This is a genomic window from Mycobacterium timonense, assembly GCF_025821985.1.
GTDB classification, from domain to species: Bacteria; Actinomycetota; Actinomycetes; order Mycobacteriales; family Mycobacteriaceae; genus Mycobacterium; species Mycobacterium avium.
Map to the genome: position 1 here is coordinate 1 of NZ_JACKSY010000015.1, position 14773 is coordinate 14773.

12 protein-coding genes are annotated in these 14773 nt (G+C 69.1%); 4 read left to right on the forward strand and 8 right to left on the reverse strand.

Translation table 11 applies throughout. The features are described 5' to 3' along the window. From H7I87_RS04825 to fdxE, 6 genes are all read right to left on the reverse strand, one after another. A partial coding sequence (locus H7I87_RS04825) for a PPE family protein (protein WP_264002598.1) occupies positions 1-683 on the reverse strand: 683 nt, incomplete at its 3' end. After that, the gene (locus H7I87_RS28940) at positions 611-1084 is read right to left on the reverse strand and encodes a PPE domain-containing protein (RefSeq protein ID WP_308205913.1); all 474 of its coding nucleotides are present in this window, start codon (positions 1082-1084) and stop codon (positions 611-613) included. The genes H7I87_RS04825 and H7I87_RS28940, both read right to left, overlap by 73 nt. A gap of 99 nt (positions 1085-1183) precedes the next feature. Beyond that, positions 1184-1471, reverse strand: a complete 288-nt coding sequence (locus tag H7I87_RS29305; RefSeq protein WP_033711287.1) for a PE/PPE C-terminal domain-containing protein — start codon at positions 1469-1471, stop codon at positions 1184-1186. Continuing rightward, positions 1384-2526 carry a PPE family protein gene (locus tag H7I87_RS29125; protein WP_443677346.1) on the reverse strand — a complete coding sequence of 381 codons (1143 nt, stop codon included), beginning with the start codon at positions 2524-2526 and terminating at the stop codon, positions 1384-1386. The genes H7I87_RS29305 and H7I87_RS29125 overlap by 88 nt, the downstream gene beginning before the upstream one ends. Further along, entirely contained in the window at positions 2496-2651 is a 156-nt protein-coding gene (locus tag H7I87_RS29130; RefSeq protein WP_372512407.1) for a PPE domain-containing protein, read from the reverse strand. The genes H7I87_RS29125 and H7I87_RS29130 overlap by 31 nt, the downstream gene beginning before the upstream one ends. A 523-nt stretch (positions 2652-3174) precedes the next feature. Next, positions 3175-3369 (reverse strand): ferredoxin FdxE, encoded by a 195-nt coding sequence (gene fdxE / locus H7I87_RS04845; protein ID WP_003876470.1) that lies wholly within the window; start codon positions 3367-3369, stop codon positions 3175-3177. 271 nt (positions 3370-3640) lie between these two features. Here fdxE and H7I87_RS04850 point away from each other — a divergent pair, with 271 nt between their 5' ends. Next, positions 3641-4804, forward strand: coding sequence for a cytochrome P450 (locus tag H7I87_RS04850; RefSeq protein ID WP_019732454.1), 1164 nt, complete (start codon positions 3641-3643; stop codon positions 4802-4804). 43 nt (positions 4805-4847) lie between these two features. Here the strand turns inward: H7I87_RS04850 and H7I87_RS04855 are convergent, their stop codons facing one another. Continuing rightward, positions 4848-9017: a type VII secretion protein EccC gene (locus H7I87_RS04855; RefSeq protein WP_003877884.1), complete on the reverse strand. Its 4170-nt coding sequence runs from the start codon at positions 9015-9017 to the stop codon at positions 4848-4850. After that, positions 9014-10531 (reverse strand): type VII secretion protein EccB, encoded by a 1518-nt coding sequence (eccB, locus tag H7I87_RS04860; RefSeq protein WP_003876467.1) that lies wholly within the window; start codon positions 10529-10531, stop codon positions 9014-9016. Before eccB ends, H7I87_RS04855 begins: the two co-directional genes overlap by 4 nt. Positions 10532-10957: 426 nt before the next feature. Here eccB and malQ point away from each other — a divergent pair, with 426 nt between their 5' ends. Genes malQ through H7I87_RS04875 form a run of 3 tightly spaced genes read left to right on the forward strand, consistent with a single transcriptional unit; the run spans position 10958 to position 14485 of the window. Further along, positions 10958-13099 (forward strand): 4-alpha-glucanotransferase, encoded by a 2142-nt coding sequence (gene malQ / locus H7I87_RS04865; RefSeq protein ID WP_063967179.1) that lies wholly within the window; start codon positions 10958-10960, stop codon positions 13097-13099. 25 nt (positions 13100-13124) lie between these two features. Next, the gene (locus H7I87_RS04870; protein WP_063967180.1) at positions 13125-14018 is read left to right on the forward strand and encodes an LLM class F420-dependent oxidoreductase; all 894 of its coding nucleotides are present in this window, start codon (positions 13125-13127) and stop codon (positions 14016-14018) included. Then, positions 14015-14485 carry a nuclear transport factor 2 family protein gene (locus tag H7I87_RS04875; RefSeq protein WP_033712509.1) on the forward strand — a complete coding sequence of 157 codons (471 nt, stop codon included), beginning with the start codon at positions 14015-14017 and terminating at the stop codon, positions 14483-14485. The genes H7I87_RS04870 and H7I87_RS04875 overlap by 4 nt, the downstream gene beginning before the upstream one ends. Positions 14486-14773 lie beyond the last annotated feature (288 nt).

Sequence of the window (14773 nt, forward strand, 5' to 3'; positions counted from 1 at the left end):
GTCTGGCCGGTGAGCAGGAACCAGATCTCCGAGAGCGGATCGGTGCTGGTGGTCGAGGCCGCCGTGGTGGCCGCCTTGGTCGCCGTGGTCGAACTCGACGCCGGCTGGGCCAGCGACTGCAACGCCTTGGTGGTGTTGGTCGAGGTGGAATTGGCCGTCGCAGTGCTGACCGCCGCACTCTGGGCAGCCTGCCCCGACGGATTGGTCACCTGCGGCGCCTTCTGAAACGGCGTCACCTTACTCGCCGACGCCGACTGCCCCGCATAGCTATACATCGCCGCCGCATCCTGGGCCCAATACTCCCCATACTGCGCCTCCAACTGCGCAATCAACGGCGTGTTCTGCCCCAACACATTCGTCGCCTGCAACTGCGAGACCTGCATCCGATTCGCCGCAATCAACGGCGGCGGCACCGACGCCGCCAACGCCGCCTCATACGCCGCCGCCGCCGCCCGCGCCTGGCTGGCCGCCTCCTCAGCCTGCGCCGCCGTCGTACTCATCCACCCCACATACGGCGCCACCGCCGACGCCATCGACGCCGACGCCGACCCCAACCACTCCTCACTGGCCAGCGCCGTGACCACCTTGTCATAACTCAACGCCGCCGCATTCAACTCCGCCGCCAACGAACTCCACGCCGACGCCGCAGCCACCAACGAACCCGACCCCGGACCCGAATAAATCCGCGCCGAATTGAACTCCGGCGGAAACGNTCATAACTCAACGCCGCCGCATTCAACTCCGCCGCCAACGAACTCCACGCCGACGCCGCAGCCACCAACGAACCCGACCCCGGACCCGAATAAATCCGCGCCGAATTGAACTCCGGCGGAAACGCCCCATAATCCACCACGAATGGCCCCTTAATCTGTGACGTGCGAATCGATGCGTCGAGTTGCTGAAGACGGTAATGCGCTGGTGGCGGCCCCTTCGCCGGCCGGCGCGACGCTGGAGTGCTGCCGCGGTGCCGGGCCGGCCGTGGGGGCCGGCGGTTGCACCCCGCCCGTTGGCCCCGCCGCCTCCGCCAACACCGGGATTGAGCTGCGTAAACGAGCCCGGGCAGCAACCGGGTCGCGGCGCGCACCGGAACGCGGCGTCGGCGCCGGGCGGCCCGGGTGCGGGCGCGCCGGGAATAAAATCCGCCCGCGGGTAAAGGTGATGGCGTTCATGTGCGGTGGCGTCCTCATCCGGCCGAGGGTGGGCGGGTCAGGACGCTGTAGCGGAAGCCGTATTTGTTGACATAGCCCGCGGCCGCGCCGCGCCGGCCCAGCGCCCCCACCGGCATGCCGCGCAACAACCCGTTGGCCGCACCCCCCGGGGCCCCACCGGCCGCCGCCTGCACCGCGCTGCCCTCCTCGGAGACCGCCGGGCTGACCGCCGAGGTCAACGTCGCCCACTGCTGAGGCACCGACAACGCCCCCACCCGNCCCGCGCCGGCCGAGATCGCGCTGACATGGCTCGCCCCGCCCACACTGCCCAGNTTGCCCAACCCCAAGCTGGCGAACTGCGGCGTCGGATACCACGCACCCCCGGCACCCGCCGTGCTACCACCGGGACCCGACACCAGCTGCTGGGCGATCGATGACCAGAAGCTGGTGATGCCGTNTTGCCCAACCCCAAGCTGGCGAACTGCGGCGTCGGATACCACGCACCCCCGGCACCCGCCGTGCTACCACCGGGACCCGACACCAGCTGCTGGGCGATCGATGACCAGAAGCTGGTGATGCCGTTGGAGAAATAGGCAAGACCGGTGTTCTGNTTGAGCATCACCGTGTAGAAGCTGGGATTGAGGCCCAGCCAGTTGTTGGTCGGAGTCGGCAGGCCGGACTGCTGCAGGTTCTGCAACGCGCTCGTGAGCCAGGTGAACGGCCCNGGCTGCGANGCGGTCGTCGTCGACGCCTGCGCCACCGCCTGGGAACCGGTGGTCACCGCCTGTGAGGTCGCCAGCTGCGAGCTCGCCTGCGCCGCGGTCTGTGCGCTGTTGCCGGCCGGTTCGGCCGCCGCCTGAGCCACCGCGGCGGCCTGGTCGGATTCGCCCTCGGGTGCGGTCGTATTCGGCGGTGCCGCAAAGGGACTCAACGTCGACGCAGNCTGCGACGCCGCCGCATACCCATACATCGCCGCAGCATCTTGAGCCCACATCTCCATGTACTGCGCCTCAGTGGCCGCGATCGCCGGCGTGTTCTGCCCAAAGAAATTCGTCGCCACCAACGTCGCCAACAACACCCGATTCGCCGCAATCACCGGCGGCGGCACCGTCATCGCAAACGCCGCCTCAAACGCCGCCGCCGCCGCCCGACCCTGACTAGCCGTCTCCTCAGCCTGGGCCGCCACCGCACTCAACCACCCCACATACGGAGTAATCGCCGACACCATCGACAACGACGCCGGACCCACCCACGGCCCACTGGTCAACTCCGCAATCACCGAGTGATAACCACTGGCCGCAATCCCCAACTCCGCGGCAACCTCATCCCACGCCGCCGCCGCAGCCATCAACGGCCCCGACCCCGGACCCGCATACATACGACCAGAATTGATTTCGGGCGGTAACGCTCCGAAGTCNTGGCCGCAATCCCCAACTCCGCGGCAACCTCATCCCACGCCGCCGCCGCAGCCATCAACGGCCCCGACCCCGGACCCGCATACATACGACCAGAATTGATTTCGGGCGGTAACGCTCCGAAGTCAAACACCGTGTCGTCCTCCTCAGTCGGCCGTGATCGCAGGCGATCTCGGCTGGCGCATGGGAATCAGTGGTGGCCGTGGTCACGGCTCTGTAAGCGACGCCACCGGTCGGTCGCTGCCCCCGGAACCAGCCCGCGGCAGGAGCGGTCCGCCCCCCATCGGTCTAGCCGGCCGGCGCATGCTGACCAAGTGGCTGCGTCCGCAAAGGTGGTGGGCCACCACGCTTCTGCGACGTCTGGTCAGGAACGACATGCACCTTCTGCCTCGGCCAATCCCGTCATCAGCAACCGAGCGACAGCCCGTTTGTGTGCCCGAACTGCCGCTCGGCACTGAGATTAGTTCGTTATGCGGCGAACTCCGACACGCAAAGGCATCTGTTCATCAATGGCCAGCCACTGTTCATTCCCGGTCGGCAGGAGTTCATACGGGGCAACGGATTGTTCATTTTCCGTTTGCCTTCGACGGGCCTCGCGACCGGCGTTGTGGTCAGTCTTCTTCGAGAATCAGCGCCATTTCCGGGCAGGAGGCGACGCCGTCCCGGGTCGCTTGCTCGTCTTCGGGTTTGACCTCGTGCTCGGCCAGAATCGAGTAGCCGGACTCGTCGATGGGAAAAAGGTCCGGGTCGACGGCGTAACACTGCGCGTGGCCCACACATTTGGACTGCTCCAGACGAACCCTCACGGGCCTTCCTCCTTTGGCGAGCTTCGGCGAGCTTTGGCGAGCCGATCGGGACTTTGCGAACGACTGACAATGCGCTTGGCGCTCCGATATCGGCGCCCGATATCGATGTCCGATATCAAGGTTAGTCGGCCGGTAAAGTGGCGAAGGTGTTTGGCCGACCCGGACCGGGTGCGCGAATGCCTCGAATTGGTTCGGGCAGGCGAATTCGTGTTGGGTTGCCGCGCAGGCAATATGGACATGCACCCCGACAGATGACCGGAGATCCGAGCGCATGAGCGAAGGCCAATACGGCACCTTCCACCTACCCCGGCTGGATTTTGCCACGTTGCCGATGAGCGTCGATCGCGGTCTGGGGTGGAAGACGTTGCGCGACGCCGGACCGGTGGTGTTCATGAACGGCCACTACTACCTCACCCGCCGGGAGGATGTGCTGGCGGCGCTGCGCAACCCGAAGGTGTTCTCGTCGACGGTGCTGCAGCCTCCCGGGCATCCGCTGCCGGTGCTGCCGTTGGCATTTGACCCGCCGCAGCACACCCGCTATCGCAAAATCCTGCAGCCGTATTTCAGCCCGCACGCGCTGAGCAAGTCCCGGCCGGTGCTGGAGCGCCATGCCGCAGAGATGATCGCCGCGCTGGCCGACCGTGGCGAGTGCGAAGTGATGGCGGATTTCGCGCACCTGTATCCGTTCCAGGTGTTCATGGACCTCTACGGCCTGCCGCTGCAGGATCGCGACCGCCTGCTCGACTGGAAAAACGCCGTCGTCGGCGAGAAGCCGTTCGTCACCCAGTCCGACGTCGAGAAGTCCGAGCAACTGCTGGCCTATCTCGCGGACGCGATCGCCCAGCGCCGGCAGCACCCCGGCACCGACATGCTGTCGCAGGTGATGAGCGGCGAGGGCAACTTCACCGACATCGAATTGCTGGGAATGAGCCACCTGCTGATCCTGGCCGGGCTGGACACCGTAACCGCGGCGATCGGTTTTTCGCTGTTCGAGCTGGCGCGCCGGCCGCAGCTGCGCAAGGAACTTCGCGACAACCCAAAGCAGACAAGGGTTTTCATCGAAGAGATCGTCCGCTTGGAGCCGTCGGCGCCGGTGGCCCCGCGGATCACCACCGAATACGTCGAAGTGGGCGGCATGACGTTGCCACCGGGCACCTCGGTGCGGTTGTGCATGGCCGCGGTCAACCGCGACGACAGCGACTCGATGTCCACCAATGAACTGAACATGGACGGAAAAGTGCACCGGCACTGGGGTTTCGGTGGCGGCCCGCATCGCTGCCTGGGATCGCACCTGGCCCGCATCGAGCTGACCGTGGTGGTCGCCGAGTGGCTCACCCAGATCCCGGATTTCGAGCTGCCCGACGGCTACGAGCCGGTGATCAATTACCCCTCAAAGAGTTTCGCGCTCAAGGAGTTGCCGCTGCACTGGGGCTGAAAAGACCCGCCCCGGTGCAGCGGCACCGTCCCTGCTTGCCGAACTACTTGCGGAATTCGGTCGCGGCGACCTGAACGAACACGCCGGTGTCCTCGGCCATCAGCAGGCCACGGCCGCGGGGCAGCGGACCGCCCTTCATCTTGCCGCGGATGAATCCCTCGTCGGGGTCGGCGTCCATCACCAGCAGCGGCGCGTTGGCCTGGGCCAGCGCCCGCAGCATCGGGTCGCTGCCGGCCGAAGACCACCCACCGAAGGTGCGGGTGACGATGACGTGCAGGCCGACGTCGGCGGCCCGGGTCACCCAGGGCGCGGCCTTGTGCAGCGGCGAGTCGAATCCCGCCGGCAGCTGCTGGATGTCGTCGACGATCAGGAAGATCTCCGGCCCGCTCCACCAGTTGCGCGACAGCAGCTCCTCGGCGGACAACCCCGGCGGCGGCTCGCGGCCGGCCAGCGCCGCGGCGAGTTCGCCCATCATGGCCTGCACACCGTCCAGGTTGTAGGCGAACTTCTCGACGTAGTCCGAGCCGAGCGTGGTCAGCAGCTGGCGGCGCGGGTCCACCAGCCACACCTGCGCCGACGGCTGGCCCGCGGGCGGCGTGGGCGCGCTGCTCGCTCCGGGCGCGTACAGCCGGCCGATTTCCTTCATGATGGTGGCCAGCGTCGTGGTGCGCCCACATTCGCGGCGGCCGGTCACCATCAGGTGTGCGTTCTCGTCGAAGTTGAGGTACACCGGCGACAGGTCCAATTCCGAGATGGCCCAAGCGATTCCGCCCGCACCGACGCCCTGGCGGGTGTCCTGGGCGGCCAGCTCGCGCAGCTGGTCCAGGCCGAACGTGGCCGGCAACCGGCGCACCGGCGGCGCCTGGCCGGTGGCGAGCCGGCTCACGGCTTCCACCACGCTGTCGGACTCGAACCGGTTGTCCGGCGTGCTGGCCAGCGCGGGCCGGGCCACCAGGGTGTGCAGACCCGACTGCGGGTCGGCGTCCAGGCGGACGTAGTTGACCGCCACCATGCCGCGACCCGGCTTGACCGGAACGTCCTTGGCGAACCGGGACCGCACCAGCTTTGCGTCCTCCACGGCGGCCAGCCGCAGCTCGACCCGGGAGCCGAAGCCGCTGCGCACCGGCGGCCGCAGCTCGGATTCGCGATCGGCGGTGACCACCACGTGCACCCCGAACGAGGGGCCCTGGTTGATGATCACGTTGACCTGCTCGATCAACACCTCGTTCTCTTCGGCCAGCGCCCGGTAGTTGTCGACCACCAGGTAGACGTCGCCGAACCCGTCGTTGGGGACCGGGCCGGGTTCGCCGCCGAACTTGCGCCGCCGGAACACCTCCATCGAGGGGATCCCGTACTCGAGGAAGCTGCGTTTGCGCTCCCGCACCAACGCGAGCAGTTCGGCCACCGTGCGGCGGACGCCGTACGGGTCGGTCGGACCGACCACCTCGCCGACATGGGGCAGCCGGGCCACCGTGGTCAGCGCGGTGCTGCTGTAGGCCAGGCAGTAGAACTGGACCTGCTCGGGGGTGTGGGTCAGCGCCGCCGAACAGATCAGCGTCTGCAGCGCGGTCGTCTTCCCCGAGCCGCCGGCGCCCAGGATCAGCACGTTGGCGCCGGGCCCCGACGTGTCGACCGTCCACGGCGGCTGGTCGTGCTTGAACGGGCGGTCGATGATGCCGATCGGGAACACCAGGTCCCGCGCGGTGCCGTAGTCCTGCTGCCAGGGGTGGCCGAGGAACCGGTTCACCAGCTCGTCGATGGCGATCGGCTGGTCCAGCGGCGGCTGCCAGAGCCGGTACGGCTGGAAGTCGATCTTGCGCAGCTGGTCGATGATCACCGTGCCGACCTTGGGCGTGCGGATGCCTTCCACGTCGTCGTCGTCCGGCCCCTCGATCTCGGGCATGTCGGCGCCGGCGGCCGGGATGGCCGGGACGGTGACGTCGGGTCCCCCGACGCTGACTTCCAGAGGGGTGAACGAGTTGGTGAACAGCTGCGGGCGGACGTAGTCGATGCTGTGCACCAGCGCCGGAGCCTCTTCCCCGTCGTCGCTGATGCCGCGGGGGAAGTAGTCGCGCCACAGGAATTCGGCCTGGAACCGGACGATGTCCTCCAGGCTGCGGCGGAAGTATCCCAGGCCGGCCTGGGCGGGCAGGTTGACCGCGTTCGGCACCCCGGCCGCCTGGGCGGCACCGGCGGTGCGCGCCTTGAGCACCAACCGGTAACCCATGTTCTCCATGAGCTTTTCGGCGCGGCTTTCGATGGTCTGCGAGGCCATCATCAGATGGATCCAGTAGGCGCGGCCCTGCCGGCCGATCGAGTCGAGCACGTCCACGGCGGTCGGCATGATGCGGAACCACTCGTAGAACTCGTCGATGACCACCACCAGCATCGGCAGCGGCGGCATGTCCTGGCCGCGGGCCCGCATCCGGGCCCGGACCGCGTTGTACTCCTTGGCGTCGTCGACGCCGGCGCTGTCGCAGATGGCCTTGCGCCGGGCGATCTCGCCCCACAGCGCGTCCAGGAAGCGTTCCATCAGCGCCTGGTCCTCTTCCAGGTCGGTGATGATCCGCGAGACGTGCGGCACCCCGGCGAACGGCTTGACCGCCGACCCACCCTTGAGGTCGGCCAGCACGAACTGCAGCTCCTCGGGCGGGTGGCTGAGCATCAGCGATTCGATCACCGTGCGCACCAGGGTCGACTTACCCGAACCGGTGGTTCCGGACATGACGCCGTGCGGGCCGTCGCCGCCCTCGTCCAGTGACTTCATGTCCAAGAACAGCAGCTCGCCGTTGTCGGAGCGCACCCCGAACGGGGCGCGCAGCCGCGACCGGCCCATGGTGTCGGTGCGGCCGCCCCACAGCGCATCGAAGTCGATGTTGCCGGGGTCTTCAATCCCGTAGTAGGACAAGATGTCTCGGGCGCCGATGTGCGCCACCCGCTGGCCGATCTCCTCGTAGGCCTCGGCGAGCCGCCAGCGGGCCAGCTTCTGCGCGAACTCCTCCGCCTCGGCGACGCTGAGGTGGTCGGTCAGGGCGAAGAACCACGGCTTCTCGTCGATCACCATCCAGGTGTCGCGGTCGCGGGGCAGCGCCTCGATGACGCCCTTGTCGTCGAACCGCAGGGTGCGCTCCGGGACGCTGCTCCACATGGACGAACCGGTCAGGTCGAAGAATGTCACCCCGTCGACACCTTCGGCGCTGATCACGTATTCCCATTGCGGGTCAACGGCGTCGGCGATGATCACGGTGTGCGGTGTCGGGGTCTGGGCCGACGAGCTGGCGTGCCGGGGCGTGAATGATCCACGGCCGGCGAACAATTCGGCCTGTTCGGCGGCGAACTCGCGCACCGAGCTGTACACCATGCGGGCGTTGCCCGCGGCGTCCTGGCGGCGCGGATCACCGAAGTGGGGCAGCCATTTCACCCAGTCCCACTCGTCGAGGTCGGAGCTGACCACGATCATCCGCACATGGTCGGGCCCGTGCGAGAAGGTCAGCTGGCAGATGATGGCCCGCATCAATCCCAGCACCTGCTCGCGGTCTCCGGCCAGCGAGTACCAGGGCTCGACCAGCAGCGAGATCATCTTGGGCAGGTTGTAGACGACGCTCTGGTAGCGGCCGAACTCCTGCAGCGCCTTGCCGGTCACCGGCTCCAGCTCGATGTCGGTGGGCATGTTCTGCGGCTCACCCCAGGTCACCTCGGGGCGGGTCATGCCGACGCCCACCCGGACCACGCCGAAGTTGAGGTCCTTGCCGTCGGGCTTGCGTTCCCACATCCGCGGCGACCCGACCGCGGCGGCCAGCGTGGTGGGCGCGGGGTGGAACCAGCGGTAGTTGGCGTCCATGCTGTCGGCCGACTCGTGCGCGGTCTCGCGCAGCATGTCCAGCATCAGCATGAACTGGGCGCGCATCGAGTCCAGCTTGGGCCGGCTCATCTGCTGCTGGCCGCCGAACCGGCCGCCGAACATCATCATCGCGACGCCGCCGATCATGAAGATCGGGAAGATGGCGCCGGCGCCGCCGAACACGTGCGAGCCGCTGGCGAAGGTCATGCCGACCATGCCGATCAGCAGGCCGACCACCAGGACGCCGACCACCACGAGCCACCACGGCTTGCCCTCCGGCGGCGGGATGCTCAGCGGGGTGGGTAGGACGATGTTCTCCGGCTTGATCACCGGGGGCTTTTCCGGTGTGGGCCGGGCAAATCCACGTTTCACTTGGGTACCGCCAACTCTGCAGGGGACATGTCCATCGGTAGCGTGTCGTGCTGCACCAGCGCATCAGCGCGCGACAGGGTCGGACCCTGCGGCAGCAGCCGCAGCGCCACCCACGGCGCCACGCTGGGTTTGGTCTTCAAGCCCAGCGCCTCTCGCACGTCGCGGGTGTCGTCGACCCCGAACCGGGCGCCGGCATCGGTGAGCCACCACAGCGATTCGGTCGTCTTGGCGCCGGGATCGTTCCCGGTGACCGCCACGAAGTTCGCATAGTCGGGCCCGAAGAAGACCTGATCGGCCTCGCGGCCCGTGGTGTCGGCCTTGACCAGCGACACCACCTTATTGACGTCCTTCTGCGCGACCGGGATGGTCGCGCCGGACACCACCTGGACCCGGGCCCGGTTCTCACCGGAGGTCTTCTGCCACCACCAGCACGTCGCCGGGTTCTCCCGGATGTCCATCACGTTCAGCGGCGCGTCCGGGTAGGAGGACAGGTCCAGCTTGTTGACCACCGGCATCTTCGCCAGGGCCGACGGTTCCACGGTCACCGGTTTGGTGTTGCCCGGCCCGGCGTTCTGCAGGATCTGGGCCACCAGCGGCGGCAGCGTCTGCACACCGTCGGCCAGCACCAGCGAATACTGTTGCGGCCCACTGATTTGCGGGGTGACCAGCACGGTGCCGATGGGTCCGGGCGCACCGGGGAAGGAGGCCGCACCACCGGCGTTCTGGATTTGCGGCACCGTCAGTTCGGGGCCCACCGGCAGCGCGTCGTACAGCGCGCGGCTCATCGGCTTGGCCATGCTGACCTGTTCGGGCGTCAGCCCCAGCGGCAGCAGCACCGAACGGTTGGTGGCATCGATCCGGGACCGGCGGCCGTCGCGGATCACCCAGGCGTCCCCGCCGTAGTTCAGCACCACCGCGTCGGACCCGGTCAGCACCTTGCGGTGGTTGCTCAGGTCCGGGGCGCCGTCGATCACCGTCACCGTCACCCCGGACGGCGCGCCGGCGCCGGTCGAGTTGGACACGGTGTCGCAGACCAGCCACGACGAGGTGGACGGGCCGGTGGGATGGAAGTTGGACGGTGCGCCCGGGATACCCACCATCGGGCCGCGCGGCAGGCTGGCGATCTGGTTCGACTTGACCAGGTGCGGGTTGTCGGGACGGCCGGTGATCAGGCGCGCCGACGCCAGGTTCAGCGCCGGATACAGCCGGTCCCCGACCCGCACATACAGGGCGCCCGAGTCGCGGTCGGCGATGATCGGCGAGTCCCCGACCTGACCGGCCGGGCTGATGAACGACCACAGCAGCGCGCCCAGGCAGATCACGAGCGCCGCCGACACCGAGGCCACCACGGCGAGGTTCTGCCGCCGCCCCGGCTCGACCTCCATCCGCACCCGCCAGCGAGTCAGCGCCATCGCGGTCCGGCGGGCAAGGAACTGATAGCCGGTCACCTGCGTCCGCGTCGACAGCCCGAGGCCGTAACCCGACCCGCGCTGCCCGCGACTCTCTTCCGCCACTAATTCACCATCCGGTTTGCTAACACGCCTGGATATTGTCCATCTCGCGAATTACTTCCGACCACCCGTGACAACGGTAAGGCACCTGCACGGACCTCGCCACGCGGCGCCGAAGCGCACTCAGTTCCACATCTGTTCATGCACCCGAATCCGGTGCCGGTCACCGTGCCCGATCCACCGCCGCACCACCGGCCGACGGTGCGGTTGCGCTGGCGGTATTCCCTCCCCCACGGATCGGCCGACCGGATTCTCGTCAGTCTCCTCCACCGCATCGTAATGGGCCGCGGGCGTCTCGTCCTGTCGAACGACGACGGGCCCGCCCCCGGCCCGGCCGGGTGAACGGTCGGCGGCCGTTCAGCAAACACGACGCGAACGGGTGCCGCAGCCAGGTCGCCGGTGGACGAATCCGGGCAGCAAGATGGCGGTATGACAGAACTCGCGCCGTCGCTGATCGAACTCGCCCGCAGATACGGCATCGCGACGGATTACGAGGACTGGACCGGCCGCCAGGTGCGGGTGCCCGAGACCACCCTCACGGCGGTGCTGGCCGCGCTCGGCGTGGCCGCCGGCACCGAGCAGGAACGCAACGACGCGCTGACCGCCAAGCTGCGCGCGTACTGGGCGCGCCGGTTGCCCGCGACCATCGTCGGGCGGACCGGTGAGCAGATCCGGTTCTGGGCGCACGTCACCCACGGCGACCCCGCCGAGGTGTGGGTGCGGCTGGAGGACGACACCGTGCGCGACGGCGTCGAACAGGTCGACAACTTCACCCCGCCGTTCGACCTGGACGGCCGCTGGGTCGGCGAGGCGAGCTTCGTGCTGCCCACCGACCTGCCGCTCGGCTATCACCGGGTGTGGCTGCGCTCGGGCGGATCGGAGGCCAGCGCCGCGCTGATCGTCACGCCGGATTGGCTCGGCCTGCCGGAACGCCTGGGCGCCCGGCGCGCCTGGGGCCTGGCCGTTCAGCTCTACAGCGTGCGGTCCCGGCAGTCCTGGGGCGTCGGCGATCTCACCGATCTCACCGACCTCGCGGTGTGGTCGGCCTTCCGTCACGGCGCCGACTATCTGTTGGTCAATCCCCTGCACGCGGCCGGGTTCTCCGGCCCCGCCAACCGGATGGAACCCTCGCCCTACCTGCCGACCTCGCGGCGCTTCGTCAATCCGATTTATCTTCACGTCGAGGCGATCCCGGAGTTCGCCGAACTGACCAAGCGCAGCCGGGTCCGGCGGCTGCGCGCGGACGTGCAAACCCACGCCGCCGGCCTGGACGCCGTCGACCGCGACAGCTCCTGGGCGGCCAAGCGCACGGCGCTGCAGTGGCTGCACCAACAGCCCCGCTCGGCGGGCCGGCAACTGTGTTACGCCGCCTTCCGCGACCGCGAGGGCCGGGCGCTCGATGACTTCGCCACCTGGTGCGCGCTGGCCGAGGAATACGGCCCGGACTGGCATTCCTGGCCCGAGACGCTCCAGCACCCGGACGCCCCCGGGGTCGCCGATTTCGTCGAAAAGCATTCGGAGGCAGTCGATTTCCATCGCTGGCTGCAGTGGCAGCTGGACGAGCAGCTGGCCGCCGCGCAGTCCCAGGCGATCCGGGCCGGGATGTCGCTGGGCATCATGCACGACCTGGCCGTCGGTGTGCATCCCAACGGCGCCGACGCCTGGGCGCTGCAGGATGTGATGGCGCTGGGGGTGACCGCCGGCGCGCCGCCGGACGAGTTCAACCAGCTCGGCCAGGACTGGTCGCAGCCGCCGTGGCGACCGGACCGGCTCGACGAGCACGAGTACCGACCCTTCCGCTCCCTGATCCGCGCGGTGCTGCGACATGCCGGCGGGGTGCGCATCGACCACATCATCGGGCTGTTCCGGCTGTGGTGGATCCCGCGCGGCAGCGCCCCGACCGAGGGCACCTACGTGCGCTACGACCACGAGGCCATGATCGGCATCGTCGCGCTGGAGGCGCATCGGGCCGGGGCGGTGGTGGTCGGCGAGGACCTGGGCACGGTCGAGCCGTGGGTGCGCGACTACCTGTTGTTGCGCGGCCTGCTGGGGACCTCGATCCTGTGGTTCGAGTTGGACCGCGACGGTAACGGCGGCCCGCTGCCGGCCGAGCGGTGGCGGGAGTACTGCCTGTCCTCGGTCACCACCCATGACCTGCCGCCGACCGCCGGCTATCTGGCCGCCGACCATGTCCGGCTGCGCGATTCGCTGGGCCTGCTGACCCGGCCGGTGGCCGACGAGCTGGAGTCCGACCGAGCCGACCTGGCGGCGTGGATGGCCGAGCTGCGCCGGGTGGGGCTGCTCGCGGACGGCGAAACCGACTCGGAGCAAGTCATTTTGGCGCTCTACCGCTACCTGGGCCGGACGCCGTCGCGGCTGCTGGGTGTGGCGCTGACCGATGCCGTGGGCGACCGCCGCACCCAGAACCAGCCCGGCACCACCGACGAGTACCCCAACTGGCGCGTTCCGCTGACCGGTCCGGACGGGCGGCCGGTGCTGCTGGAAGACGTGTTCACCGATCGCCGGGCCGCCGCCCTGGCCGAGGCGGTGCGCGCCGCCATCGCGCCGTGACCGCCACCTGTTAGCTTCGGGTGCCATGAAGGTCTCAGTCGTGGCCCCGGTTGCCGACGGCGTCACCGCGGACCCGGACTGGATGGTGGCCTTCGCCCGTCACCTCGAGGCGTGCGGGTTCGAATCGATCGTGGCCGTCGAGCACACCGTCCTGCTCACCCGGTACGACAGCGTCTACCCCTACGACAACTCCGGGCGCGTCGGGCTAGCACCGGACTGCCCGATCCCCGACCCGCTGGACCTGCTGGCGTTCCTGGCCGGGCACACCACCCGCCTCGGCTTGGCCACGGGGGTGCTGGTGCTGCCCAACCACCATCCGGTGGTGCTGGCCAAGCGGGTCGGCACGCTCGACGCGCTGTCGGGCGGCAGGCTGCGGCTGTGCGTGGGGGTGGGCTGGCTGCAGGAAGAGCTGCGGGCCTGCGGCGCCGATTTCGACAACCGCGGCCGGCGGGCCGACGAGCAGCTGGCCGTGCTGCGGGCGTTGTGGGCGCACCGGCCCGACGGGGCGTCGTTCCACGGCGAATTCTTCACCTTCGACAACGTCATGTGTTATCCGAAACCCGTTGCCGCCGAGCGTTTTCCGGTGCATATCGGCGGCCACAGCCGGGCGGCCGCGCGCCGGGCGGGCCGGTTCGGGGACGGCTTCCAGCCGCTCGGCGTCACCGGCGCACGGCTGGCGTCGCTGATCGGGTTGATGCGTGACGAGGCGGTCGCGGCGGGCCGCGATCCCGCCGCCCTGGAAGTGTCTCTGGGCCATAGTGTTTCGAAGATCGACGCCGAGCGCGCGGCCCGCTTGGCCGATCAGGGCGCCGACCGGCTGGTGTTGGCCATGCCGCCGACCTCCGATATCGAGCAGGCCAAGGACATGTTGTCGGCGTGCGCGCAGCGGCTGTCGCTGCGCCCGGTGAGCGGGCCGTGACGCTTTCGGCCGACGACCGCGGCGCGCTCAGCGATCTGGTGCACCGCTACGCGGCAGGCGTCGACGATCGCCGATTCGATGCTGTCGCAGAGCTTTTCACCGCCGACGCCGAGCTGGTGGTGCCCGCGCCGCCGGCCGAGCTGCGGCCCGTGCACACCCATCGCGGCCGGGCGGCCATCGCCGCCGCCGTCGCGGCCGTCGCCGCGGTGGCGCGCACCGAGCACGCCATCGTCGGCGAGGTATACGACGCGACGGCGCCCCCCGGCGCCGCGCGGGGCCGCATCGCGTGCGTCGCGCACCACTGGAGCGAGCGCGGTGACGAGCTGGTCGACGTGGTGTGGCACCTGCGCTACGACGATAGCTACCAGCCGACCGGTGACGGCTGGCGGATCAGCCGCCGGGCGCTGACGGTCACCGCGATCGAGACGCACCCGGCGCGCCGGCTGCTGCCGCACGACCCCGCCTAGCGCCGCCCGGCCGCGCGCGACCCTCCGAACCCCGCCGGAAGCACGCTGGCAGCAGATTATGCGCTGACTCACAGCTAGCACCGGGGTGACGCAGTTGCGGCGGCATGACCGGCTTTCGTCTGGCAGGTGCGGCTAACCTCGCCGACGCCGGCGCGAATTTTGCGCGCCCCGCGCCGCCCGCCGAACGCCGCGCCCGGCCGCCCCGCGAGCCGCCCGGTCCTTTCCCGATCCGATCCAATTTATCCAAGTGCGTTCGTGTATTTTCGGGCGCGTGACGAACACCGTTGA